This is a genomic window from Sedimentibacter sp. B4 (genome assembly GCF_000309315.1).
GTDB classification, from domain to species: Bacteria; Bacillota; Clostridia; order Tissierellales; family Sedimentibacteraceae; genus Sedimentibacter; species Sedimentibacter saalensis.
Map to the genome: position 1 here is coordinate 108,604 of NZ_CANG01000959.1, position 27,000 is coordinate 135,603.

Here is a 27,000-nt window from a genome sequence, read left to right on the forward strand (position 1 = left end):
TATTCCATGCTAAATCCGGGCTGACAGTAGTCCGCCCCTACGTGTTGAGTATCCAAATGTTATGTATGTTTAGAATTTTATTTTCCCCATATGTAGGAGAGGATTACTATCCTCCCGCAGAATTTTATGAATCGCTGTTGTCATAGTAGTATTTATCCATTGTCCATTTCAATGGATTGTTGTCTATGTAGCTCCAAATCAAATCATATGTATCCTTATTTCTAATTACATTGTCGTAATAGGACCTTTGCCACAGCCTTTCGTTAAACGGCTCATACAATCCTTCTTTGACGCCTTTAATATAAATGTTTGCTGTCTTTGACTTAAATTCCTGTATGAATTCAATTATCCCTGATTCGTCAACCACATCATTGCATTGATTTTCAATAACAAGAATCATGTGAATATGATTTGGCATGAATACATACTTGTCCAAAATAATATTTTGTTTTTTATCAGCCATTTCCATTAAAAGTGAATCAACTTTTTCAGCATATTCGTTTAAAATCATCTTTCCTTCTTCTATATGTCCTAATATTGGTTTATGTTCGCTTGAACATATAGTTATGAAGTAAAACCCATTACGAGAGTAATTATAGTCAGTCAGCCTTATTTTTTTGCGTATAGGCTTTTCACTCATTTTATACCTCCTAGGTTTGTGCGGGCGGACAGTAGTCCGGCCCTACGTGTTGATATTTTTACTTGTTTGCGGCTTCTACCTTCATTGCTTTTATTTGTGCAGGGTAGCTCTCCATGATTGTTCCGTCGTACGTGATTTTTACAGTACTTCCCTCTTTAAAAAAGGACAAATCTTCAAACACTGCACCGTCTTTTACCACAGATACTGTAATTTTATCGCTTGATTTAAGCTCATCTTCATCTTCTAAAGGTTCAACCAGAAGTGTTGTTTTCTTGTTTTCAAGCACAACTGCATTGAATGTTTTTACTTTGTCGCCGTAATCAATGCCTGTATCATTTTTTATAACTCCGTTTATTATTGCAAGCACAACTGCTGCACCTAAAATTAACACTATTATCCATAAGATTGATTTTTTGCTCATAAAAGCCTCCTTTATTGTTTAGTTTTTTAGACGTATATTTTTATAAAAAGTTCATTCCTTAAAAAAGGCAGGCACATGGCCTGCACTGAAATTTAAAATTGGTGTTATTTGTAATTCTGAAGTCCGCTTCTGATTGTATTTATTACTTCTTGTTCAAGATCAATTCTGTAGTTTCTTGAGACTGTTTTTTCTGGTTTTGAGTTGTCGTAATCCTGACCGTTCCACAATACTGCAATTTTTATCCTGTCATATCTGTTTATTGTATTGAACATGTCCTGATGCCACAGGCTTTTGTTTCCTCCAGCTGAAGCACAGCTGAATTCTGTAATCATCATAGGATGCTTGAACCTTTTTGCATAATCATAATAAAAATGATCATAGGCCTGTGAAAAACTTCTCCATATTTCACCCCTGTAGTAATTTCCTGTGTTGTATGCTGTAAGCCCTACAACATCAACGTATTCATTTCCCGGGTAATAGCATAGATAATCATTGTATGAAAAATCCGGAAATGACTTCTCGTTTGGATTCCATACAAAAATTAAATTGTCAACTCCCTGTTCCTTAAACAAATCATATATGTATCTCCAGCTGGCAATGAACAAATCTGTGTCCTTTCCAACTTTGTGAGATGAATACAATACCCATTCTCCGTTCATTTCATTGTTCAATCTGAAAAGAACAGGAAAATCATATTCATTGAAGCTTTGGGCAAGATGTATCAAGTAATCATCATATTTGCCATCAAGAATTTCCAGCGTTATGTCTTCTTCTTTGCCATTGATGATGTCAGTTGTGTAAAGGGTATATTCCACGACCTTACCAAGTTCCTTCGCCTTGTTCATATAATCTTTTTTGTAAGGAAGTGAAAAAGAGTTATACAAAAGGACAACAGGGAAGTTGTAGTCCAGACTTTGCTCTATTTGTGCAAGCCTGTATGAATAAAGAGGAAATGTTGGCTCAAATATGCCAAAATCAACCTTTTCATTGTTCAATAAATATTCATCATAAAATTTCTTTGTCTGTTCATCAAAATTCTTTTCAACAGGCTCAAAAACCTTGTCTTCCTTCATGGTGCCAGATTTTTTGGTAAGTTTGAAATCAGGCATTATGTAATCAATGTATAAAGGCTGGGATGACTTCATAAATACTGTTATAACTTCTTTTGAACTCCTGGCAAAAGTAATATTGGCATAGAAGTTTCGGTCATTTTCAACATTAGAAAGTTTTTTTCTTTCATAGAGAACAATGTGTCCCCACTCACCATTAAAATTGTGGTTGTATTCACCAGTTATTTTAAAATCAGGATTTCCTAATATGCCCCTGTTTCCATAATTCAAATAAATGCTGCTTGAATTAAGAGTATTTGTAAAATTGTCATACAAAACTTCTACAACCAATCCTTCAGATTCAAACCTGCTCTTCACAGTTGCTATGTCTTCGTTTAGTTTAAGGCTGTTAAGAAGTGTCATTTCATATCCGTAGGGATGATTTGAATATTTGTTGTAAGCTGAAGAATATGTGGTTAAATTTGTGCTCGCGTCTTGCTCATCTGCGTATGCTGTGTTAATTGAAAGTGTAAAAATCATTAGTATTATTAATGCAAGTTAATTTTTTCTGTCTCATATGTACCTCTATTCATTATTTTATCATCCGGCATTTTTCAACCGTTCCATATAAATTACCTGTAACAGTTCAATTTTATCAAACAGAGAGGTCAGTGTCAATTGCATTTGTTTCAAATGATTTAAGCTTATGTAAGTATTTATAAATTATGTTGTTTGCAAAAGCTTGTTATGCTATAATTTTGTTTATGATTCAAGGAGGATATATGGTTACCACAGACACTTTTAAAAGAGGCCTTTATAAAGGCATCACGACTTTTTTTGAACTTTCCAAAATTCTTGTCCCTGTGTACATCGGCGTACAGCTGTTGTCTATTTCCGGAATTTTAAACATCATTGCTGGTTTCTGCACTCCAATCATGTCTGTTTTCGGACTTCCGGGCGAAGCATCCCTTGTGTTGATTCTCGGATATTTTTCCGGAGGATATGCTGCACTTGGAGCAATGGCAGTTATTAAGCTCACAGGAGTACAGATAACAACTCTGGCAATAATGGTTTCAATTGCGCACAGCCTCATAACAGAAGGGGCCGTAATTAGAAAACTTGGAGTAAGCACAATGGCAAGCATAACATTGAGGCTTTTGTTTTCATTTGTTATGGGTTTTTTATATAATTTTATATTCGGGTGATATTATGGCTATAATTTTAAATTTACTCTCAAGCTTGATCGCTTTTTTATGGAGCATAGCAAGAATTCTCATTCCTATAATGATTGTAATAGAAATTTTCAAGGATACAAAACTCATTGACAAAATTTCAAATGCGTTCAAACCTGTTTCAAATTTCTTCACCTTAAGCGAACAATCAGGAATTTCCATGCTGTTTGGAATAATTTTCGGACTCACCATTGGAGCAGGAGCTATAATTCAAAGCACAAAGGATTATGACATTGACAAAAGAAGCATATTCCTCATATGCATGTTTTTATCTCTATGCCACGCCATATTTGAAGATTCAATAATATTTGCAGCAGCTGGAGCAAATCCTGTTGCTCTTTTAATAGCCAGGTTCCTGTCTGCAACTATGATAACTTTTATTTTTTCAAGGATAATAAAAAAAGAAACAACCTCAGACAATACAAATAAGCAATAAAAGAGGCTATTGCATTGGTGATTATATCGTGTCATTCTGAGGGCTTTAGCCCGAAGAATCTCATCATTTGAAGGATGAGATCCTTCGCTGACGCTCAGGATGACATTATGCTCAATGCACGCCCCTTTTTTAATTATTATTTTTTAGTTTGAAGACAAATCTTTTACTTCTGTTTCTTCGCCGCTGTAAACGGCAAACTTGTTATATCCGTATTCTGTGAACTGATTAAGCTGTTTTCCAAGTTTCTTTGCCTTTTCATAAACTGCAACAGTATAACCCTGAGCTCTCAAATCATCTGCTTTTTTAAGAACATCTATGTATTTGTCCCCTGTTTCATAAAGAAGAACAAGTTTTTCAAGGTTTGGAACCTTGAACTTTTCATCCATCAGCTGGTTTACAAGTCTTTCAAATCCTATTGAGAATCCAATGGCAGGTATCTTTTCTCCTATGAAATTTCCTACCATTTCATCGTATCTTCCTCCTCCGGCAATGGAGTACCCGAGATTTTTGTAGGCAATTTCAAATATGGAACCTGTGTAATATCCCATTCCCCTTATGAGAGTAAAGTCAAATTCGACATCATATTTCCCATCTGCAAATTCTCTAGACTGGTTTAATATATCCTCAACGTCTTTTACAACTTCTTCAGAAACTCCGTATTCCACAAGGCAACTAGTTCCTTTTTCATTGATGCTTTCAAGAGCTTTGATTAAATTAGCAGAAGCGCCCAAAGAGTAGTCTTTTTTCTCATTCAGTTCTTTTTCAACTCCCGATAAACCAACCTTGTCTAGTTTGTCAACTACTATACATACTCCGTCAAATTCTTCTTCAGTAAATCCGCATTTTAATATGACTGCCTTCAACACTCTCCTGTCATTGAATCTTACAACAAAGTCCGTAACATTGAGGGCATTCAGTGCCTTTGCTGTTGTAGCAATAAGCTCCAGTTCAGCTGATTTTGTTCCGTCACCTATGATGTCTATGTCACACTGCTTGAAGCTTCTGTATCTTCCCTTTTGTGCCCTTTCAGCCCTGAACACATTTCCAACCTGCATAGCCTTGAATACTGAAGGAAGATTTGCTCTGTTATTGCAGTAAAAACGGCTTAATGGAACTGTTAGGTCATATCTTAAACCTAAATCAGCCAAATCTTCTTCTGTTAGTCCTTCTTTTGCAAAGTCCAGCTTTTCACCTCTTTTTAAAATCTTGAATATTAATTTTAAATTTTCTCCGCCCTTGCTGCCTATTAGATTTTCTATGTTTTCAACAACAGGTGTTTCAATAAGCTCAAATCCGCTTTGCTTGTATGTATTTACTATTACGCCTTCTACGTAATCTCTTATTTCTTTTTCCTGCGGCGTAATGTCTCTCATGCCTTTAGCAGGGTTTAAATTTACTTTCATATAAACCTCCGTTTTCCGTTAACAATTATTTTCTATGTTATCAAATATATCTGGTATTTACAATGTTTTTTTATAATTAAGATTTTAAAAGATGAGTCTCTAAAAACTGTTTGTTTATTTCTTCTGGAACAAGACTTCCTCCTGTTGCCCATGCAATGTGAGAAGAATTTTTCATTTTGTTTTCCAGTCTGTGTTTTTTTATTGTACTCCTTGCCTTCGTCCGATTTTTCCAATTTTACAGCTCCTTCAAATGCTGCACAGGCAGATGGTTCAATGTCAATTTTTTCTGAATCGTGCAGAAGCCTCATGTTGTCATACAGCTTGTAATCATCGATGGTAAAAATACCTCCAAGAACATAATCCATCATCTTTCCAACCAGCTTTGAAGGTCTTCCAACTGCCAGGCCGTCTGCATGGGTTTTTCCATCAATACCTATGTCCTGTACACATACGTCATTGTGAAGCCCAGTGGCCATTCCAGTCAGCATACATGGTGAATGTGTGGGTTCCACAAAAAAACAGTGAACATTGTCCCCATACACTGACTTAAGTCCGTATGTTATTCCTCCCGGTGCTCCTCCTACTCCGCATGGCAGGTACACAAACAGTGGATGTTCATCATCTACTTTTACATTGATTTCATCCAGCTGTTTTTTTAGTCTTCTTGCTGCAACGCTGTATCCTAAGAACAAATTCATTGAATTTTCATCATCAACAAAGTAGCTCATGGGATCCTGGTCCGACTGTCTTCGCCCTTCTTCAACTGCTTTTGAAAAGTCGCTGTCATATTCCACAACCTCTGCTCCCTTTGACCTCAGCAAATCCTTTTTCCACTGTTTTGCGTCAGCTGACATATGTACAGCAACCTTAAATCCAAGGGCTGCTGAAGTTATGCCAATGCTCAATCCTAAGTTTCCCGTAGAGCCTACCTGAATTTTGTACTGGTTGAAAAAGTCTCTGTACTTTTTTTCTGCAAGAATAGCATAATTATCGTTTTCAGAAATCATGTTGTTTTCCAGAGCAAGAGTTTCAGCATATTTAAGTACTTCATAAATTCCTCCCCTTGCCTTTACACTGCCAGCAATAGCAAGATGGCTGTCCATTTTCAAAAGCAGATTTCCCGATATTTCTGATGAATAAAACGAATTAAGCTGTTCCTTCATATTTGGAATTTCTTTTAACGGCGACTCAATAATGCCATGGGATGATTTTGTTTCCGGGAAAAGTATTTCTATGAGGGGTGCAAATTTCTCCAGGCGTCTTTCGGCATCATCTATTGCTGACAAATCCATTTTGATTATTTTTGATGCTTCCTGGTATGGCGCTAGATTTGGATTAAGCCACAAAACTTCCTTAAGTTCTGAAACCTGTTTTAATACTTCATTGTTTTTTATGAGTTCATTTTTGCTTAACATGGAATCCTCCTGCATTTTATCCACCCGGCGAATCGCGATTCGCCAGGCAGACATTTTTCTATGGCACTATTGGTTAATTATAGCATATTTCAGTAAATTGTTATATTAAAATTTCTTCAGTTGTAGTTATAATTTCGGCTGATTTTATTTCTGCCAGGTCGCCTTTTGTTGTGTTGAACACATTTTGTGTTATGATTGATTGCATAACTGTCCTTACTTCTGCTTCTGTCAAACCTTCCTTAGGTTCATCAAGAGACAGGGACGTATTTGTTCCCTGAGCAGTAACAAAAGTCATCACTAATCTTTTTGCCATCCTATCACCCCTTTCATTATTTGCTGTTTTTCCTTATTTATCCTTAAATTTCATTTGAAAGCTGATATTCTTCATATCTCACTATCTTTGAAAGCGTGTACGACTGAAGATCTGACATTGAAACTGCAAGATTGTAAAGATTATCGTTTGTCACTGCCGGCTTAACATTGGCAAATGTCTTGTTTTTAATGATGTCTTTATTTTCCTCGTCAAGTCCTGCGTTAAACACAAGTTTTAGTTTTGAGTCTGCTTGATTAGCTATTACTGCCATCCTATCACCTCCTGACACTATATAGCATATCAGAGGCAATTTTGTTGATTAAATCCTGACAACATGATAATATAAGCTAAAGATGTTAAATCAAGAGGTACTTATGGACAAGTCATTCCTGCGGGAAATAGCTCAGATAATTAAAGACATGGATTGTGATTATATATGCGGTGTTAAATATGTAATTTTTTTTATGTCAAAAATAATTTACAATTGCAAGCAAGAGGGATTTGAAATTTTAGACTGCGATTATGAAGATTACAAGTCAACCCTATTTTTTTCAAGACATGAGGCGAAAATATTTACAGACTATAAATTCCTGGACTTGAATAATAAAAAAGCAGAACAAAATCTGTACAATCTTTTAAAATCAATTCGGAGATTCCTTGAAGCAAATGACTTCACCCCGGGTAATCTTTATGAGGAACTGCTTACTTCAAAGGAAAAAAAATCACTGGGACAGGTTTACACACCTTTTGAAATAATAGTACAAATGCTGGAAAAGTCTTTGAGTTTTATAAAAATTGACAAGCACAGCAGATTTCTTGATCCTTCCTGCGGAGGCGGATATTTTCTCACTGAAATGTTCAAACAAATAAAATCACTGAATATTGACGGTGTTGATGACAGATATATTCTGGAAAATATGATCTATGGAATAGATATTGATGATTTTGCCATATTCCTAGCTAAGACAGGTATGCTCTTTGCAAGCGGTCTAGATGATGTGGAATTTAAAATTTTTAATATTGATTATCTCACAGATTCATTTGATATAGGTAAGTTTGACATAATAGCTGGAAATCCACCGTATGTTGGTCATAAAAACTCAACTGCAGCGTACAAAAAAGCTCTTTATGAGAAATACCCCGATGTGTTTTATGACAAATCCGACATTTCATATTGCTTCTTCAAAAAAAGCGCTGATATTCTAATGGAAGACGGAATAATGACTTTCATCACTTCCAGGTACTTTATGGAAGCAATGTATGCAGACAAGCTGAGAAAATTTTTAAAACAAAATTTTCAAATACTTTCACTGGCTGATTACAGCGGAAACACGGTTTTTAAGGACGCCATGATAAGTCCTGCAGTAATCATTTTGTCAAATAATACCGGGAACAAAAAAGACATTTCATACGTCAAATATAATGGCGATAAAAATGCCCATGATATATTTAATTTTAATCAGGACAAGCTGAAAAGCTCAGGCTGGATTATTTTAAGGGATGAAGAAATAAATCTATTTGAAAGAATTGAAGAAATATCCAACACATACATCAAGGATGTATGCACTATAAAACAGGGAATTATAACAGGTTTAGACAAAGCTTTTATAGTTGATGAAGAAACAATCGAAAAATACAACATTGAGAGTTATTTACTTAAAAAATGGATTAAAAACAGCAACATAAGGGATTCTGTATTAAAATATAATAATCTGTACCTGATATATTCCAACAATATAAAAGATGAAGAACATTGTCCAAATGCAATAAAATATTTATCTTCTTACAGGGAAAAACTTGAAAACAGACGGGAATGTCAAAGGGGTTACAGAAGATGGTTTGACCTCCAGTGGGAAAGAATAGAATCTGACTTTGAGAATCCAAAGATTATTTTCCCGTACAAAGCCAAAGGTAATTATTTCTATTATGATAAAAATGCATTTTTTTGCAGTGCAGATGTTTATTTTGCAAATGGATTCCAAGAGGTGCTTAATCCTGATTACCTTGTTTCTTACCTTAATTCAAGCATTTTTGAATTTTATTTCAAATGTCAGGCAAAAAAGGTCGGAAATGCAATTTATGAATATTATCCAAACAAATTGAATAACGTAAAAATTTATCTTCCTCAGGAAAACATTCAACAAAATATATCTGATTTAGGAAAAATTAGTATTGAAATATTCCTAAAAAAGGTGTTTAATATAAGCGAAGAGGAGGTAAATAATATTATAAACAAATATGTACAAAAAAGGTGATGACGTATATTGAGAAGATTAAACAAGCTATTATTATTACTTATTATTTTTACTGTATTCTCAGTTCAACCCGCCTTTGCCAAGACAGTGTATTATGATACATATAAACACTGGGCGGAAAGCGAAATTGATTTTGCTTCCAACACCTTAAAAGTTTTTAAAGGCTACGGAGACTTTACCTTTAAGCCGGAAAACAACATAACCCGGGCCGAATTTATTACTATACTGGCGAGAACAGCTTACAGGCAAAATCAAATGAACGAAGTTTACACCAGCGACATGAACTACAGCGATATGTCCAGCAAACACTGGTCTCATACATTTGTAATATCAATGTATGAACACCTGAAGGGAAACGGAAGTTTTTCTTTCAAAGATATTTTTCCAGGTACTAATTTTAATCCAGACAAAGCAATAACAAGAGAAGAATCGGCAGCGCTGATTGCAGCTTTTTGTAAGGAATCTATTTATGACAATACACTTGCATTTAAAGATGTATCTAAGAGCAACAGATTTTACAATGAAATCAAAAGGCTCAACAATGCAGGAATAGTTGTTGGATATGAAGACAATACATTCCGCGGAAGCACAAACATTACAAGGGCAGAAGCAGCTGCTCTTATAAAAAGAGTCTATCTGGACATCAAAACTAGCGATTCAAGCAAGTACCTGACCAAACTGGAATTTATGCCTATTAAAGGCGAAGACATGTATTCTTATTTTGGCACTTATAACTTAAATACTACAGACACAAATGACAAAAAATTCATTAAAGCTAAGGACACATTGGAATATGTATCATTTGGCGGATACATTTTTCCGGAAGATTCACACCTTTATGATTTGAATGCGGTGGAAACTATGGCAACACTTCGTTCAACCGGTTACTACAATGTGACAGGAACTAATTTTTACATGATTACTTTCGGAAGCTACAATGAATCCGAAAAAACCCAGTTTGCCAATGAAATTTTAATGAACATCATTGCAAGGAATGATTTCAAGGACTCGGAGCTTATGCAGGTTTTTGCAGCAGTAAGCAAGTACGACGTAAAAGAATCCTTGTACATGGGGGCATTGGAAAAATGGGACAGCATTACCACCAACAATAATGCCAAAGCTAATATTTTATTTTACAGATATGCTTACTACATTAAAAACAACAACAAAGCAATGCTTCAAACCCTGGTTTATGACGACTTGAAAAAAGCAAATGACATTCCTTCTCTTTTGGACATTAACTGGGGACTTACAGCAGGGGCAGCGTCATTAGACTTCAGGAACTACAGCTTTGGAAAGTACAGTTTTTCACTTTACAAAGACACAACATATTACAGATATTCATTGAATCCGGTTGCACCTGTCACTTACAATTCAAAAATTGTTGAACTGGTAAACCTGTTGCTTATTGAAAAAAACGTCAAGCCTTCAACAGCAAATCTTGCTGATTATCAGAGCATTTTCAGCAAATATTCGCTGAACAGGCTGTATGTGCTGAACTTCATAGGTGAAAAAGAACGAGCTTTTGTAGAAGGAATAAATGATTATGAAATAATCAAGACATTTGACCTTTACAAAACAACTAAATCTACAACGGACGACACATACACAGGAATATTAAAAAAAGTAAAAGAATAACAAAAAAGGGCGGATAACCGCCCTTTTATTTTGTGTATAATCTCACTATTTCCTTTAGCATTTCAACTACCTTTTCCATTGACTGAACAGGTATGTATTCGTATCTTCCGTGGTAATTGTGGCCTCCTGTGCAAAGGTTAGGACACGGAAGTCCCATGTATGAAAGTCTTGCACCGTCTGTGCCTCCTCTTATGGGCACTATTTCAGGCTCTATTCCAATGTTTAAGAGCGCCTGTTTTGCAGTTTCTATTATGTGCATGTGGGGTAGAATTTTTTCCTTCATGTTGTAGTATGAATCCTTAAGCTCCACAATAACTGTTCCTTCGCCGTACTTGCTGTTTAAAAAATCAGCAGTCTTTAAAAATCTATCTTTTTTAACTTCAAATTTTTCATTGCTGTGATCCCTGATTATGTAGTTAAGATGTGTTTTTTCCACATCCCCGCTCATGTCGTTTAAATGGCTGAAGCCTTCGTAATTTTCTGTGCTGTCCGGTCTTTCATGGACAGGAAGCATATTTTGAAATTCCATTCCTATCAATATTGAATTTTTCATTTTGTTTTTTGCAGATCCGGGATGGATGTTTACTCCGTTAATTGTTACCTTAGCGCTGGCTGCATTGAAATTTTCGTATTCAATTTCCCCAAGCTCTCCACCGTCAACTGTGTATGCAAAATCTGCTCCGAATCCTTTTACATCGAACATGTCTGCCCCGCTTCCAACTTCCTCGTCAGGTGTAAAGGCAACTTTTATAGTTCCGTGCTCAACATCAGGATTATTCACAAAATATTCTGCCATGGACAATATTTCAGCAATTCCTGCCTTGTTGTCTGCTCCCAGAAGCGTTGTGCCGTCTGTAACTATAAGGTCATTTCCCACATAATTTAATAAATGTCCAAACATTTCAGTCTTCATTGTTATGTCTTTTTCTACATTTAGAACAATGTCACTGCCATCATAATTTTCTATAATGCGTGCCTTAATGTCATTGCCGGGCATGTCAGGAGATGTGTCCATATGTGCGATAAATCCAATAACAGGTGTGTTTTTGTCTGTGTTTTTTTCAAGCGTGCCGTAAACATAGCAGTGTTCATCCATGAACGCATCTTTTATTCCCAGAGATTTCATTTCCTCCACCAGGTACTGTCCAAGATTTTTTTGTTTCTCGCTGCTTGGAATTATTTCAACGTCCGGAACTGATTGAGTGTCAAATTTTACATAATTTAAAAATCTTTCGTGTACTTTCATTTTATATCCCTTCCATTCCTTCTATGAAAATTTCAGTTGCTCTAATTATTATAGCACCCCCAAAGTTCCTTAGCAATTATTGATTGGTAAATATTCTAATTTTGCATATATCTGTAATTCATATCTGACTATAGTTATATCATTATTTCATGACGGTCTTAGTTAATTCGTCAATGCCAAACTAAATTTACAATTGAAGTTGCAGTCATTTTATTATATAATAAAATGACTATATCTAAGGAGGAACAATATGGATTTTCTAAAAGAATCATATAAAGTAAAAAGTGACACAATTATAAAAAATCTTCAAAAAAGAGGCATGGAAGGTTATTATGTTGACACAAGGGAAGAAGCTATAGAAAAAGCAATGTCAATGATAAATCAAGATGATGTGGTTTCATGGGGAGGTTCATACACTGTTGATGAACTTGGAATCAAAAAGCTGCTTGAAGAAAAGCAAATTGCAGTAATAGACAGGGACAAGGCAAAATCCCCTGAAGAAAGAGTGCGACTCATGAAACAGGCCCTCACTGCAGATGTGTTTTTAACAAGCACAAATGCCATTACAATGAACGGAGAACTCTTAAACATTGATGGAAACGGAAACAGACTGGCTGCTTTCTGCTACGGTCCTGACAGCGTGATTGTCATTGCAGGAATGAACAAAGTTGCAACAGACATAGATACAGCAATGAAAAGAGCAAGAACTGAAGCAACTATTCCAAACACCTTCAGAACAAATTCAAACACACCGTGCCGCATTACAGGAAAATGTTCAGAATGCACAATGCCTGACACACTTTGCGGACAAATTCTTGTTACTAGGTACTGCAGACCAAACAACAAAATAAAGGTTATTTTGGTTGGAGAAAATTTAGGATTCTAATTTTCAATTTATCGATGCGTTGGGGTGGGTTAGTGCCTGATTGTGTTTTTGATTTAATATAACACGGGAGGACAGTAGTCCTCCCCTACATACTGAATTTAAAATTCATGGCAAAATATACTGCAATTGTTATAAAGGAGAAAAAATGAAAATAATCCATACATCTGACTGGCATCTTGGAATAAGTCTTCACAATGTCTCATTAATTGATGAACAAAGATACTTCATCGACTACCTCATTAATGTTGCAAAAGATCAAAAAGTAGATGCGGTTATAATTGCAGGCGATGTTTTTGACCACTCTGTTTCCAGTGCTGAAGCTATAACATTGTACAATTATGCTGTAACGAGACTGTGCAATGAAATAGGAGTACCGGTAGTAATTGCAGCCGGAAACCACGACGGAGCAGCACGCCTTGCTTCATGCAACGAATTATTAAAAAAAGCAGGGCTTTATATATATGGGAAACTTACAGCTGAAATTAATGCTGTTGAAATTGGAAACTCAAGCATTTATCCCATTCCCTACTTCAATGTTGATGAAGTAAAAGCATTGTATCCTGAAGAAAAAATATCAAGCTATGCAGATGCCATGGAAGTAGTGCTTAAAAATATAAAACAAAACTTCAAGAAAGGTAACAGCAACATCCTCATGTGCCACTGCTTTGTAAGCGGCTCTGTGTTATCAGAAAGTGACAGAACAGCCATGGTAGGAGGATCGTCTGTTGTTCCTTCCGGAATATTTGACGGATTTGATTATGTTGCAATGGGACACCTTCACAAGGCCCAGGACAGGGGCTATAACATAAGATACAGCGGCTCCCCCATCAAGTATTCATTCAGTGAAGCAAGTCATTTAAAGACTATTACAATGCTTGAAATTGAAGATGGCATAAAATATGAAGAGCTTGAAATAGTACCTCTCAGAGAAACAAGAATCATAAGGGGAACTTTTGATGAAGTTCTTGAATTTGCTAACCATGATATGAAAAGAGACGATTTTATCAAAATTGAAATCACTGACATGTACGCAGGCATGGAAGCAGTTGAGCTTTTCAGAACATACTATGCAAATCTATTGAACATCACAGGAAAAATGAATGAAACAGAAGAAAATCAGCTCACTGTTGAAGAACTTTACACCCTTTCTCCCAACAACATACTGGAGAAATTCTACAAAGAAACAACAGGATGTGAAGTGACAGAAGAACAATTGAAATTGTTCCAGAAAGCCATGGAGTCAGTAAACAGCCAGGAGGTTTTGCAATGATACCTTTAAAATTGTCATTTCAGGCCTTCGGCCCATATGTTAAAAAACAGGAGATAGATTTCGACAAATTTGAAAATTCAGGCGTTTTTCTCATTCACGGCATAACCGGTTCAGGGAAAACAACCATACTTGATGCAATGACTTATGCCCTTTACGGAAAATCAAGCGGCGGACAACGTGGAGACATTACAGCAATGCGCTGCCAGCTTTGTAAGGAGAAAATCCCCACAGAAGTTGAATTCATTTTCAAAGTTAATGAGAAAACATACAAATTTACAAGAAGTATAAATATAAGGACTAAACGAAACGGCACAAAGGAATATACCTTAACACAAAATGCTATGTTTCTTGACAAAAGCGGAGTATTTGTTCCTTTTTTTGAAAATCCTAAAATAAGAGATATTGAACAAAAATCATGTGAGATAATAGGCCTTAATCATGAACAGTTTATACAGGTCATAATGCTTCCTCAAGGTAAGTTTGAAAAGCTCCTTGTTGCAAAGTCTGAAGAAAAAGAAGAAATACTTGTTACATTGTTCAATGCAGAAAAATGGCAGGAAGCAGCAGAATGGATCTGCAATGAAGCCAGAAACATTAGCCGTGATTTAACTGTGAAAAGAGAAAATATCAATATGATTCTGAAGTCTGAAAATGCCGGAACAATTGAAGATTTGGACAATCATATATCTGAACTAAATAAAAACATAGAACTTACTTCCGGCGAGAAAAAAGAAGCTGCACAACTCCTTGCTGCAGAAAAAACAAAGCTTGAAATAAACATAGACCTTTTCAATTTATTTGAGGAAAAAACAAGGACTGAAAATGAACTTAAAACTATCAAGGAACAGGAAAACAAAATCAGCATTCTGTCAGCAAAACTTGATAAAGGAAGGAAATCCCAAAGCATTGAGCAAAAGTACTCAAATGCAATGAATCTGTATGGCCAGTTCAATGAAGTAAGACAAAGGTTGGAGACAGAAAAGAAAACCAACGCTGAATGCATACTTGCAAAGGAAAATTTACAAAACTCACTCGATGAGCTTAAGAAAAGAGAAAGCGAAATTGAGAAGCTAAAGGAAAATAAAATCATTGCCGAAGGACTCATACAGGTATACAGACAGATTTCCAGTGCCAGAATATCATCTGAAAATGAAAGCAAGAAGTATGACCTGCTTAAAGCTGAAGATACTTTGAATCAGGAAAAACTTGCTCTTACAAAGGACAAGCTGAAGAAATATTCCGACAAAAAGGATTTTATTTTCAATAATTACACCATGAAGCTTCCGGAACTCAGGGAAAGGGCAGAAAAATTCATACTTCTTGATAAAAAGACACTGGAGCTTAACATTACAGGGCTTGAATTAAAGAAAGCAGAAAATTCAATAAATATGCTTAATAAGGACCTGGAAAAGAACAAAAAAACCGTTGCTGCTAAAATGAAAATATATGATGAGACATACAGCAGGTACATTGAACAAACAGCATACATCATAAGTGAAAAACTTGAAGACGGCAAACCCTGCCCTGTTTGTGGAAGCATCCATCATCCTCAAAAGCCATCAAAATCAACTGAAGATGTAGATTCTGCACTTATTAAAAACATGCGAACTTCATTGGATAAATTAAGCGAGGAAACAGCTGAACTAAACAACATTATTGCTCGTCAGGAAGCTAATAAATCTTCAAAATTAGAAAAATACCAAAGTCTTGAAAATGAAATTGCAGAAATAGGTAAAAGCCTGGATGGTTTTATAAAGGAAGACACATTGTCAGAGTTAAAAACTGCAGAAACAGAAGCAGGAAAATTAAATGATTTGTTAGATGCAATTGCCTCCATATCATCAGAAATTGCTAAACTTGAAACCAAAATTTCTGAGCTTGCTAATCAGTTGTCTTCTCAAAGCAAGTTAAAGGAAGAAACATATGCTAATTACAATTCCTTAAGCATAAGAAAAATTGACGGCATAGATGATGAAAATGTCCTGATGAACAAAATAAACAATTTAAAAAATGAAATAACAAGATATACTGATGAGCTTTCAGCACTGACAGACAAAAGCCTTCTTGCCGACAAAAAATTGAGTTCATCAAATGCATCTCTCTTGTTTCTTAAGGAAGATTTCGAAATAAGAACAAAGGATTACAACACAGCAAAGGAAGAATATCTGGATTTGCTGAAACAAAACGGCTTTGCTGACACACAGGAATTTAAATCCTTCCTTACTGATCAAGATACATTGGATGAATGGGACAAAAAAATCCAGGATTACATCATCGAAAAAAAATCAGTTGCCAAAAATCTTGAAAGGCTTGAGAAACTTACAGCAAATAAATCAAAGCCTCAAATAGAAAATATGAAAAATATTGTCAGTGAACTGGAGACCAAAATTACACAGCTTGAAAAACAATCTGCTCTTCTGAATGAACGAAAAAACAGACTTGAAACTTTAATCAAGCGTGTTTGTGAAGAGCAAAAACTACTGCAGGAACTCATACGCAAATATGATTCCTACTACAGCTTTGGAACTACTCTTCGCGGCGACAAAGGCATAAGCCTCAGGCGTTACGTCCTGGGAGTTATGCTCACCAGCGTTACTGTTGAAGCAAACCGACTTTTGAAAAATGTCCACGGCGGTCGATACCAGCTTTGCAGAACTCTTGAAGGAAGCGGACGAACAAGAAAAGCAGGGCTTGAGCTGGAAGTTTTTGACGGTTACTCCGGAGAAAAAAGAGGTGTTGCTGGTTTGTCAGGAGGAGAGAAGTTCCTTGTTTCTCTTGCTTTGTCTCTGGGACTGTCTTCAATTGTACAAGCACAATCAGGCGGAATAAAAATAGACACCATGTTTATTGATGAAGGGTTTGGAAGCCTGGATTCCTCATCAATAGCAGATGCCATGAACATATTGGGATCTGTAAAGGGATCTAAGAGACTTGTTGGAATCATATCCCATGTGCAGCTTCTAAAGGAAACAATAGAATCTTCAATCACAGTTCAAAAAGACAGAAACGGCTCCACACTGCTAATTAATAATTAAGAGTTAAGAATTAAGAATTGAATGTTGAAAGACGTGTCAAAATGACACGTCTTTCTTTTTAATTGATATTGTAATTTTCTTTAGTGGTTTTAATTATTGAACTAAGAATTCTTTTAATTTCAGTACAATCATTAAAAATGCTTTCATATTCATCATCATTTAAATAATCAGTCTCATGAAGCAATTTAATCCAATATTCTGTTTCTGCTGATTCTTTAAATGCTATATACTTTTGCCCAAAAATCCTTTTTTGATTGGGAGTTTTCAGCTTCATATACGTTGGCGCCAATACTGGTACCGCTTTTTAACAACTGTTTAGACATTATGTATTCTTTTTTATTTAAACATAAATGTTTGTAGAGTGCGACAATTCTTATGTCAAATTTAAAACTTTTATCAAGTATTATATTATTTGACAAAACTTATCATCCTCTCACCTTCCAGTTATTAACTTATAATTCTTAACTCTTAATTCTTAATTGAATTTCTCAGGTTCTGGATATATTTCTCCGAATGTGTCAACTGTCACTTGTTTAAGCTTAACTTCCTGAACAGGTCTGTCCATGCGGTCAGTCTTTGTTGCTGCAATTTTGTTTACTACATCCATTCCTTCAATCACTTTTCCAAATGCAGCATATTGACCGTCAAGATGAGGAGACTTTTTATGCATTACGAAAAATTGTGAGCCTGCTGAATTAGGGCTCATGGATCTTGCCATTGAAAGCACTCCTGCATCATGCTTAAGGTCATTTTTAAATCCGTTGCCTGTAAATTCACCCTTTATGGTATATCCAGGTCCTCCCATTCCGTTTCCGTTAGGGCATCCTCCTTGAATCATGAATCCTTCTATAACCCTGTGAAATATTTTTCCGTCATAAAAATTTTTGTTGATCAGTGAAATAAAATTGTTAACAGTGATTGGAGCTATTTCAGGGTATAATTCAGCTTTTATCACATCGCCGTTTTCAAATTCAAATGTAACTATTGGTAATTTCATATTTCCTCCATTATTGATATTATTTATTATACTTTACACTAACATCAAAAAAAATTCAATAAAAAACAATCCGTCAGAAATATTTTTAAGTTTGGATGGTTGTAACAACTGTAGCCATTTAGAATATATTGAAGTAAAGCAACAGTAAAATATGAGGAGGTAATATAAGCATGAAATGCTCAAACAATAATAACAATAATTCCGTTGCAGGCATTGGCGGTATTGCAGATAGATGCTGTACAGGTCAATCAGGTTGTGATTGGGATGGTACATTGAGAAATGTGGTAACTGAACCAATATATGTACAAAAAGTTTACGATGCAGTGCTTTTTAATCTGCAAGGATTAAAAACAGCTCCGGATACAGTTTTCGAACCAAACCTAGGATGCGGAACAAATATAATCAGAATTGCTGATATCAGATGCAGAAAATTCTTCAATCCTGACAACATCAATGACGACTGCAATTTGAAAATCAATCCAAACACTCAATTATCAGGCGGACAGTTTGTTAAGAAAGAAGATGGCTGCGACTATAAAGTAATAGGACCAGACGGAACATTAAGCGAAAAATTAGTATTCGCTGACACTCAATTCTGTGATGAAGAAGAACTGGGAACTCCAGTATTCGGAACTCAGAACATTGAAATAACAGGCTGTGTTGAAGTAGAAATTGATTTAGTTGTTTCACCTTGCAATTCAGACAATGAAAGCATAATAACACTCACAGCAGTTGTTGAAATAGCACCAAAATGTAATCCTTTAGTATTGACTAACTTCTTTGAAATTTGCGTACCTTCAGTGCAAGACACAGCATTCCTGCCAAGATTTACTGAATTCTGCAACTTGTCATGCATAGTAAGACTTGCAACTAACAGCATTCAAAGAGACTTTACTCTTGACCCAAGAACTGGTGAATTGTCAATCAACTTGATTATCTCTCTTTGCGTTTCCTGCGAAAAGAAAATAGTTGTTCCTGTTCAGTTATGTGTACTTTCAACAGGATTTGTACAATTATCACCAGAGCAGGCTTCTATTTGCCCGACATTCCCAAGATTGTTCCCACGTCAAATCGACGAGAACTCTGTAGGCGGAGCAGGCGGTGGCTGCAGGCCAAGATCAACTTCACTTGATGATTAACAAATAAAAAACCTGCTTTGGCAGGTTTTTATTTTTATTATCTCTCATTTTTTCTTTTTCTATGTCACATATTCCTTTTTCTATAAGTCTCATGTCCACTGCTTCCTCTATGATGGTCTTAATTAAAACCACAACAGGAACTCCCAAAATCATTCCAGGAATGCCGAACAAATTTCCTCCCAAAGTAACTGATGTGATTATCCAGAAAGGGCTTACACCCACATTGTTTCCAACTATTTTAGGATCAAGAATGTTTGCGTCAAGCTGCTGTATAACTATTATTATAATAAGAGCATAGACAGCCTTTGGGGGATCCACGAAAAATGAAACAATTACAACAGGAACCGATCCTATTATGGGGCCAAAATAAGGAATGATGTTGAATACCCCTATAATCGTTCCCATGAGCGGAGCATATGGCACTTTGAATATGTAAAACACTACTACGCATATAACTCCAACAATTGCTGAATCAAGCAATTTGCCGTTTAAAAAGCTTTTAAAAATTTTATTTCCACGGCTGAAAGCTTCAAGAGTCTTTCTTGCTTTGTGCTGATTAAAATAAGCATATATGAATCTTCTTCCTCTTGCAAGAATGTCTTCTTTTTCAGAAAGCATGTATATATTTATGATGAAGCTTGTTACAACAGTAAATGCACTTGAACCTATGTTGGTTACCAGCCTCATAAGCATGTTTGATACTCTGAGAAGCAAATCATTCATGAGTTCCTTCACTGATTCGCTTGCTTCAAGGATATAATCCGTAACGTATACAACATATGGGTGATTGATTCTGTCTTTCAAATCTGTAACTATCTGAACAACATCCACATTTCCATCCATTATAAAATTTACTATGTTGTTAATATTTTCAACTATCTGGGGTACAACCTTGTATACAAGAGTACTTATAAGACCTATTAAAATTATGCAGGCAAGAAAAATTCCCTGTGCCCTTCTTACCTTGAGCTTCTTCATGAAAAATTCTACAACTGAATCAAGAAGATACGCAATTATAAGGGCATAAATAATTGGTTTGAATGAATCTATAATCCAGCTGAAAGCGCCTGGATTAAAAACAATCAGCAAAATTATCAGAGCCATAAACATTATGGGCAGTGATAATTTTACTATGCTTTTATATTTTTCGATGGTACTATCTCCTTTTACATTATTTTGGCTTGGCCTCTGTAAACAACGCCCTGTCTTCCGTTGACAGTAAGAAGTTCTCCATCTTTTATAACTTTTGTACAGTCTTCTGCTCCTACTATTACTTCAATTCCAAGATTCAGTCCTGCAATGAATGCATGTGATGTAAGGCCGCCTTCTTCAACTATTATTGCCGAAGCTCTTGACATATATTCAATCACATCTTTATCAGTTGCAGTCATGACGATAATATCTCCGTCTTCAAACTTATCTCTTAGTTCTAAAGCATTCTTAGCTACTCTTGCCTTTGCAATAATAGTTTCTTTTCCAACTCCCACTCTCTTGTATAGAATTTCGCTTACTATATGAACTTTTAAAAGGTTTGTGCTTCCTGAAACTCCAACAGGTACACCTGCTGTTATGATTGTCAGGTCTCCGTTTTCAATGTAGCCCATTTCCAGTGCTCTATCCACAGACTTTTCAACTATTTCATCAGTGGAATTAAGCTTTTCGATTTTAATAGGGTATACTCCCCAGTAAAGAGACATCCTTCTCATTACCTGCTCAGATTGAGTGGCTGCTATAATTGGAGCCTTTGGTCTGTACCTGGATACTGCTGCTGCTGTGTAACCTGATGATGTTGCTGAAATTATTGCAGAAGCCTTTAGATCCAGACATGTCTTGCATGTTGCATAGCTTATGGAATCAGTTATGCTGTTTTGGAACGCTATGTTTTTATTTTTCAATATTTCATCATAATCCAGCGAGTTTTCTATCATTGTTGCTATTCTTGACATTGTCTTCACAGCTTCTGTAGGATAGCTTCCTGATGCTGTTTCTCCTGACAGCATTATGGCATCTGAACCTTCAAATATTGCTGTTGCCACGTCTGAAACCTCAGCTCTTGTAGGACGAGGGTTACGCATCATAGAATCCAGCATTTGTGTTGCAGTAATAACCGGTTTACCTGCATCGTTGCACTTTTTGATTAGAGTTTTCTGAACCAGAGGAACCTCCTCTGCAGGTATTTCAACTCCCAAATCTCCCCTTGCTACCATTATACCGTCTGATACTTCTATTATTTCATCAATGTTCTCCACACCCTGCCTGTTTTCAATTTTAGAGATAATCATTATGTGGTCTGCAAAGTTGTCTTCCAGAATTCTTCTTATGGCTATTACATCATCTGCCTTTCTAATAAATGATGCTGCTATGTAATCAATTCCATTTTCGATACCAAACTGTATGTCGTCTATGTCTCTTTCAGTAAGAGCAGGCAAATTTATCTGAACGTTTGGAACATTAATTCCTTTTTTGTTTTTTACGGTTCCTCCGTTTTTTACAATGCATTTTAAGTCAGTATCGTTTAATGACTCAACAACTTCAAGGCTTATGAGCCCGTCATCTATAAGCACTGTATCGCCTGGTTTTACATCCTGGGCAAACTTATCGTATGTAACGCTTGCAATATTTTTATTTCCCAAAGTATCCCTTGTGGTAAGGATGAATTCCTGATCCTTTACAAGTTCAGCAACGCCGTTTTCAAAATCTCTTGTTCTTATTTCAGGTCCCTTTGTGTCCAGCATTATTGCAGTACAGGTTCCAAGATCTTCACGCACTTTTTTTATTACATCTATTTTTGCCTTGTGTTCTTCATGGGTTCCGTGAGAAAAATTGAGTCTTGCCACATTCAATCCATTTAAAACAAGTTCTTTAAAGGACTTTTCATCCTGGGATGATGGTCCTATGGTACATACAATTTTTGTTTTTCTTAATTTCTGCATATTATCACTCCTTTTTATTCTAATTGTTGTTAAATCATTCCGATATTATATGGAAAGTATTTTTGTCAGCTCGTATGACTTATCATCAAATTTCTTTTCCATTGAAAGAGCTTCTTCAATATCCATATGGAATATTTCATTTCCTTTTATTCCAAGCACCCTGTTAGAAACAGAACTTGTAAGAAGCTCCACAGCCATGGCACCCATCTGGCTTCCCATGAGCCTGTCAAATGCTGAAGGTGTGCCTCCTCTTTGAGTGTATCCGAGAACAGAATATCTTGTACCCACACCTGTCTTTTTTTCTATTAATTCACTTATGTCCTTTGCATCTCCGGCACCTTCTGCCAGTATTATTATGCTATGCTTCTTTCCTCTTGCCCTGCCCTGCATAATTTTATCGCACACTTCATCAATATTATAATCAACTTCAGGAATTATAACCATTTCTGCTCCGCCGGCCAAACCTGCATACAAAGCTATGTCTCCGCAGTTTCTGCCCATAACCTGAATTACATTTGTTCTCCCGTGAGATGAGGAAGTGTCTCTGATTTTTTCAACTGATTCAAGCACAGTAGTTAGAGCCGTGAAAAAACCAAGAGTATACTGAGTATATGCCAGGTCATTATCTATTGTACCAGGTATCCCAATTGTTGGTACTCCAGCCTTTGCAAGCTCCATGGCACCCTTGAACGTTCCGTCTCCTCCTATTGTCACAATTCCGTCAAGGCCTAAATATTTCACATTTTTAAGAGCCCTCTCAAAGCCCTCTTTTTCTTGAAAATCTTTGCTTCTGGCACTTCCAAGAACCGTTCCTCCTCTATGAATAATGTCAGCAACCGATGAAAGGCTCATCTCCATAGAATCACCTTCAACCAGGCCTCTGAATCCGTTTTTAATACCTACAACATTTATGTTATTGAAAATTCCGTATCTTACTACTGCCCTTATGGCAGCATTCATTCCAGGCGCATCTCCTCCGCTGGTAAGTACTCCGATTTTTTTCATAAAAGCCTCCTGTTTGTAATTAAGAATTAAGAGTTAAGAATTAAGAATTATTTCTTAAATATAATTTAGTTTGATGACAAAGTTATTTCTATTTTTTACCAATTGTAGGGGCGGGTCTTGTGCCCGCCTGCGCGGGAGGACACGAGATCCTCCCCTACTATTTTAGAACTATGTTAGTTTCTCCCAGCAATGCCTTCAGATCATTTATTAAATTCTTGTTGTTTGCATCTATCCAGCAATTTTTTGGGAGAACCATATTTGCCTTTTCCAGTTCACTGTAGATTATAACACAATCATTGCCGTTGTATTTACTAATATTTGTAAATAATTCATTTTTTATTTTCATATAGTGATTCTTATCTTTAACTTTGATGTATAATTTATTTTCCTTATGTTTAGAAACATTTGTTGTACTTTTTTTAAGCTCAGAAATTTTGTTGCATATTAGTTTTGGTGCATCATCCTCTGCTGCATTTATTGTTCCTTCAATGAGGACTATGCTGTCTTCGTACAAAACATCCTTGCAGTTTTCATAAACCTTTGGAAATACAATTCCTTCAAAAGTTCCGTACAAATCCTCCAGTGTTACAAAAGCCATCATATTGTTGTTCTTTGTTATTTTATTTTGTTTTTTAATTATTATTCCGCCCATTACAACACGGCTTCCATCTCTTAAGATTTTATTTTCTTCCTCTTGATCCTTTATATCAGCAATTTCGCTGGAGTTTGTGGTAGCTTTTTTGTCAAGCTCATCCTCATATTCAGAAAGAGGATGACCGCTTAAATAAACTCCAACCATTTCCTTTTCCATGGCTAAGAGCATTTTTTCATTGTATTCCGGAAGATTTGGCATTTCATCATTTAATGACATGTCTATTTCAGAGGATGAATTGTCGTCAAACATTGAAAACTGACCTTCAATGTTTCTTTTTTTCTGATTTACAATTGAATCAATTGTTTTTTCATATACGGCCATGAGCTGTGATCTGTAAACTCCGAGAAAATCAAACGCGCCGCACTTTATGAGAGATTCTATCTGCCTTTTATTGAGTACATTCTGGTCAACCTTAGTGCAGAAATCAGCAAAGCTTGTAAACTTGCCCTTAGTTTCTCTAGCCTTTACAATATCGGCTATTACATTTGTTCCAACATTTTTTACAGCAGCCAGTCCGAAACGGATTTTTCCATTTTTCACAGTAAATTTATCAAGGCTTTCATTGACATCCGGCGGCAGTATTTCTATTCCTAACCTCTTGCATTCCCTGATGTACAGTGAAACAGTGCCTGAACTTCCCATGATGCTTGAAATTAAAGCTGCCATGAATTCCACAGGATAATAGTACTTCAGCCATGCTGTTTCATATGCAAGAGCTGCATATGCAACCGAATGGGCTTTTGGGAAAGCATACTTTGCAAATTCAACCATAAGGTCGTAAATGTCGTTGGCAGATTTTTCATCCACACCGTTGTTTACTGCTCCTAATATTGCAGGCTCATTGTTTTCGGCTTTCTTGCCATATATGAAGTTTTGGCGTTCTTCAAGCATGACGCTCATTTTTTTCTTACCCATGGCTCTTCGCAAAAGATCTGAGCGCCCCATAGTAAATCCGCCGATGTCCCTTACTATCTGCATAACCTGTTCCTGGTAAACCATGCAACCATATGTTACGTTAAGTATTGGCTCAAGTTTTGGGTGAAGATACTTTACACTGTCCGGATTAATCTTGTTTTTTATATATACGGGAATCTGTCCCATAGGTCCCGGCCTGTACAAGGCGTTCGCAGCTGCTATATTTTCAAATTCCGTGGGCTTAAGCTCGCTTAAAAAAGCCCTCATGCCTGAACTTTCAAACTGGAATATCCCCAGGGTATCCGCATTTGAAAACAACTTGTAAACATTTTTGTCATCATAGCTGCAGTTAGCAAAATCAATCTTCAGGTGATGATTTGATTCTATTAAATCTATGGCATCTCTTATGACAGTAAGTGTCCTGAGTCCTAAAAAATCCATCTTAAGTAAACCCAGTTCCTCAAGTTCTATCATGTTAAACTGAGTTGTTATTATATCCTTGTTTCTTGACAGAGGAACATATTCTGTAACATCTTCTCTTGATATGAGAACTCCTGCTGCATGAGTTGAAGCATGCCTTGGTAATCCTTCCACCTTAAGAGCAACATTCAGGAGCTTATTAACCTTTGTCTCCCCATCGTACAGGTCCTTTAATTCCTTGTTTACCTCCAGAGCCTTAGAAATGGTCATTCCAAGTTCCATTGGTATCTTCTTGGCTATGAAGTCAACCTCTCCGTAAGATAGGTTCAGGGCCCTTCCAACGTCTCTGATTGCTCCTCTTGCGGCCATTGTTCCGAATGTAATTATCTGGGCCACCCTGCTGCTGCCATACTTGTTTTTAACATATTCTATAACTTCTTCTCGTCTTTCATAGCAAAAGTCAACGTCTATATCCGGCATACTTATTCTGTCAGGATTCAAGAATCTTTCAAATATAAGGCTGTATTTAAGAGGGTCGATGTTTGTTATTTTCATGGAATAGGCAACCAGACTTCCTGCTGCAGAGCCTCTGCCTGGTCCTACCATTATTTTGTTGTCCTTGGCATACTTGATGAAATCCCACACTATGAGAAAGTAATCAACGTATCCCATCTGTTCTATAATCCCTATTTCATAATCAAGACGCTTCTGAATGTCATCTGTCACAATTTTGTATCTTTCCTGCAGGCCTTTCTGACATATTTCTCTGAAATATTCTGACTTCTCATAACCTTCGGGAATATTGAACTCCGGCAGGTGTACCGTGTCAAAATCAAGTTCCACATTGCATCTTCTGGCTATATCGTGAGTATTTTTTAAAATATCCTCAGGAAAAATCTGTGCCATTTCTTCGTATGATTTAAGATAAAATTCATCTGACGGAAATTTCATGCGGTCTTCATCCATTACTGATTTCTGCATTTGAATGCAGAGAAGAACATCGTGAAAGTATGAATCTTCTTTGTTTATATAGTGCACGTCATTTGTGGCAACAAGTTTTATTCCTGTTTCATTGGCTATTTTTAGAAGGTTCTTGTTTACAGCCTGCTGCTCCTGCATGCCGTGGTCCTGCATTTCAAGATAAAAATTATTTTCTCCAAATATATCTTTATACAAAAGAGCTGCCTTCACAGCATCTTCGTAATTATTTTCAAGCAATTTTGTCTGAACTTCTCCCGCCAAACATGCGCTTAGGGCAATAACGCCCTGGCTGTGACGCCTTAAAGTTTCATGGTCGATTCTCGGCTTGTAATAGTATCCGTCCACAAAGCCTTCAGAACAAAGCTTTATGATGTTTTTATAACCCGTATAATTTTCAGCGAGCAAAACAAGATGGTACTGATTTTTATCCTTTTGGGGATCCTTGTCAGTCATCTTTCTGGGTGATACATATGATTCAAAACCAAGTATGGGCTTTATGCCTGCTTTTTTTGCTTGTTTGAAAAACTCCACAACACCGTACATGGATCCGTGATCTGTAATGGCCAGGGAATCCATGCCAAGCTCTGCTGCTCTCTTAACAAGTTCTTCAATTCTGCATGCGCCGTCCAACAGGCTGAACTCAGTATGGACGTGCAAATGTGTAAATTTGTTTTCTGACATATACTCTCCTTCGCATTGCTTTATAGAAAGACAAT

20 protein-coding genes and 2 pseudogenes are annotated in these 27,000 nt (G+C 36.3%); 8 read left to right on the top strand and 14 right to left on the bottom strand.

Translation table 11 applies throughout. The features are described 5' to 3' along the window. Positions 1 to 124: 124 nt before the first annotated feature. The 3 genes from BN358_RS20255 to BN358_RS20265 form a co-directional block, all read right to left on the bottom strand. On the bottom strand, positions 125 to 640 hold the full coding sequence (locus BN358_RS20255; RefSeq protein ID WP_019230365.1) for a transposase: 516 nt from the start codon (positions 638 to 640) through the stop codon (positions 125 to 127). A gap of 58 nt (positions 641 to 698) precedes the next feature. Continuing rightward, positions 699 to 1,061: a DUF3221 domain-containing protein gene (locus BN358_RS20260; protein ID WP_019230366.1), complete on the bottom strand. Its 363-nt coding sequence runs from the start codon at positions 1,059 to 1,061 to the stop codon at positions 699 to 701. Positions 1,062 to 1,165: 104 nt separating this feature from the next. Continuing rightward, positions 1,166 to 2,650 (bottom strand): glycoside hydrolase family 26 protein, encoded by a 1,485-nt coding sequence (locus tag BN358_RS20265; protein WP_019230367.1) that lies wholly within the window; start codon positions 2,648 to 2,650, stop codon positions 1,166 to 1,168. Between the two features lie 242 nt (positions 2,651 to 2,892). On the opposite strand from BN358_RS20265, the gene BN358_RS20270 reads away from it, so the two are divergent. Both BN358_RS20270 and BN358_RS20275 read left to right on the top strand, forming a co-directional pair. After that, complete coding sequence (locus BN358_RS20270) at positions 2,893 to 3,315, top strand: nucleoside recognition domain-containing protein (RefSeq protein WP_019230368.1); 423 nt, start codon at positions 2,893 to 2,895, stop codon at positions 3,313 to 3,315. Positions 3,316 to 3,319: 4 nt separating this feature from the next. Beyond that, a complete protein-coding gene (locus BN358_RS20275; protein ID WP_019230369.1) occupies positions 3,320 to 3,778 on the top strand; it encodes a nucleoside recognition domain-containing protein in 459 nt (152 codons plus the stop codon). A gap of 143 nt (positions 3,779 to 3,921) precedes the next feature. Here the strand turns inward: BN358_RS20275 and hisS are convergent, their stop codons facing one another. From hisS to BN358_RS20295, 4 genes and pseudogenes are all read right to left on the bottom strand, one after another. Further along, positions 3,922 to 5,181 carry a histidine--tRNA ligase gene (hisS, locus tag BN358_RS20280; RefSeq protein WP_019230370.1) on the bottom strand — a complete coding sequence of 420 codons (1,260 nt, stop codon included), beginning with the start codon at positions 5,179 to 5,181 and terminating at the stop codon, positions 3,922 to 3,924. A 76-nt stretch (positions 5,182 to 5,257) separates the two neighbouring features. Further along, positions 5,258 to 6,611 (bottom strand): annotated as a pseudogene (dsdA, locus tag BN358_RS20285) (D-serine ammonia-lyase). 85 nt (positions 6,612 to 6,696) lie between these two features. Further along, positions 6,697 to 6,909, bottom strand: coding sequence for a DUF2922 domain-containing protein (locus BN358_RS20290; RefSeq protein ID WP_019230371.1), 213 nt, complete (start codon positions 6,907 to 6,909; stop codon positions 6,697 to 6,699). A 43-nt stretch (positions 6,910 to 6,952) separates the two neighbouring features. Beyond that, positions 6,953 to 7,180 (bottom strand): DUF1659 domain-containing protein, encoded by a 228-nt coding sequence (locus tag BN358_RS20295; RefSeq protein WP_019230372.1) that lies wholly within the window; start codon positions 7,178 to 7,180, stop codon positions 6,953 to 6,955. Positions 7,181 to 7,283: 103 nt separating this feature from the next. Here BN358_RS20295 and BN358_RS20300 point away from each other — a divergent pair, with 103 nt between their 5' ends. Continuing rightward, complete coding sequence (locus tag BN358_RS20300; protein WP_019230373.1) at positions 7,284 to 9,164, top strand: DNA methyltransferase; 1,881 nt, start codon at positions 7,284 to 7,286, stop codon at positions 9,162 to 9,164. A 9-nt stretch (positions 9,165 to 9,173) separates the two neighbouring features. Next, on the top strand, positions 9,174 to 10,802 hold the full coding sequence (locus tag BN358_RS20305) for an S-layer homology domain-containing protein (RefSeq protein WP_019230374.1): 1,629 nt from the start codon (positions 9,174 to 9,176) through the stop codon (positions 10,800 to 10,802). Positions 10,803 to 10,827: 25 nt separating this feature from the next. On the opposite strand, the gene pepT is transcribed toward BN358_RS20305, so the two are convergent. Next, the gene (pepT, locus tag BN358_RS20310; RefSeq protein WP_019230375.1) at positions 10,828 to 12,048 is read right to left on the bottom strand and encodes a peptidase T; all 1,221 of its coding nucleotides are present in this window, start codon (positions 12,046 to 12,048) and stop codon (positions 10,828 to 10,830) included. A 250-nt stretch (positions 12,049 to 12,298) separates the two neighbouring features. Between pepT and BN358_RS20315 the strand changes: the two genes are divergently transcribed. The 3 genes from BN358_RS20315 (at position 12,299) to BN358_RS20325 (ending at position 17,239) form a co-directional block, all read left to right on the top strand. Continuing rightward, the gene (locus tag BN358_RS20315) at positions 12,299 to 12,934 is read left to right on the top strand and encodes a lactate utilization protein (RefSeq protein WP_019230376.1); all 636 of its coding nucleotides are present in this window, start codon (positions 12,299 to 12,301) and stop codon (positions 12,932 to 12,934) included. 145 nt (positions 12,935 to 13,079) lie between these two features. Continuing rightward, positions 13,080 to 14,204: an exonuclease SbcCD subunit D gene (locus BN358_RS20320; RefSeq protein WP_019230377.1), complete on the top strand. Its 1,125-nt coding sequence runs from the start codon at positions 13,080 to 13,082 to the stop codon at positions 14,202 to 14,204. Next, positions 14,201 to 17,239, top strand: a complete 3,039-nt coding sequence (locus BN358_RS20325) for an AAA family ATPase (RefSeq protein ID WP_019230378.1) — start codon at positions 14,201 to 14,203, stop codon at positions 17,237 to 17,239. The genes BN358_RS20320 and BN358_RS20325 overlap by 4 nt, the downstream gene beginning before the upstream one ends. Positions 17,240 to 17,297: 58 nt before the next feature. Here BN358_RS20325 and BN358_RS20330 read toward each other — a convergent pair. Together BN358_RS20330 and BN358_RS20335 are read right to left on the bottom strand one after the other, a co-directional pair. Further along, positions 17,298 to 17,658 (bottom strand): annotated as a pseudogene (locus tag BN358_RS20330) (four helix bundle protein). Between the two features lie 56 nt (positions 17,659 to 17,714). Then, a complete protein-coding gene (locus BN358_RS20335) occupies positions 17,715 to 18,236 on the bottom strand; it encodes a peptidylprolyl isomerase (RefSeq protein WP_019230379.1) in 522 nt (173 codons plus the stop codon). 170 nt (positions 18,237 to 18,406) lie between these two features. Here BN358_RS20335 and BN358_RS20340 point away from each other — a divergent pair, with 170 nt between their 5' ends. Further along, positions 18,407 to 19,375, top strand: coding sequence for a hypothetical protein (locus BN358_RS20340; protein ID WP_019230380.1), 969 nt, complete (start codon positions 18,407 to 18,409; stop codon positions 19,373 to 19,375). Here BN358_RS20340 and BN358_RS20345 read toward each other — a convergent pair. The 4 genes from BN358_RS20345 to BN358_RS20360 all read right to left on the bottom strand — a co-directional run bounded on the left by BN358_RS20345 (position 19,361) and on the right by BN358_RS20360 (position 26,965). Beyond that, the gene (locus BN358_RS20345; protein WP_019230381.1) at positions 19,361 to 20,479 is read right to left on the bottom strand and encodes an AI-2E family transporter; all 1,119 of its coding nucleotides are present in this window, start codon (positions 20,477 to 20,479) and stop codon (positions 19,361 to 19,363) included. The genes BN358_RS20340 and BN358_RS20345 overlap by 15 nt on opposite strands. Before the next feature lie 62 nt (positions 20,480 to 20,541). Further along, positions 20,542 to 22,308, bottom strand: a complete 1,767-nt coding sequence (gene pyk / locus BN358_RS20350; protein ID WP_019230382.1) for a pyruvate kinase — start codon at positions 22,306 to 22,308, stop codon at positions 20,542 to 20,544. A 45-nt stretch (positions 22,309 to 22,353) separates the two neighbouring features. Next, on the bottom strand, positions 22,354 to 23,313 hold the full coding sequence (pfkA, locus tag BN358_RS20355; protein ID WP_019230383.1) for a 6-phosphofructokinase: 960 nt from the start codon (positions 23,311 to 23,313) through the stop codon (positions 22,354 to 22,356). 157 nt (positions 23,314 to 23,470) lie between these two features. After that, the gene (locus BN358_RS20360) at positions 23,471 to 26,965 is read right to left on the bottom strand and encodes a DNA polymerase III subunit alpha (protein ID WP_019230384.1); all 3,495 of its coding nucleotides are present in this window, start codon (positions 26,963 to 26,965) and stop codon (positions 23,471 to 23,473) included. Between the last annotated feature and the right edge of the window lie 35 nt (positions 26,966 to 27,000).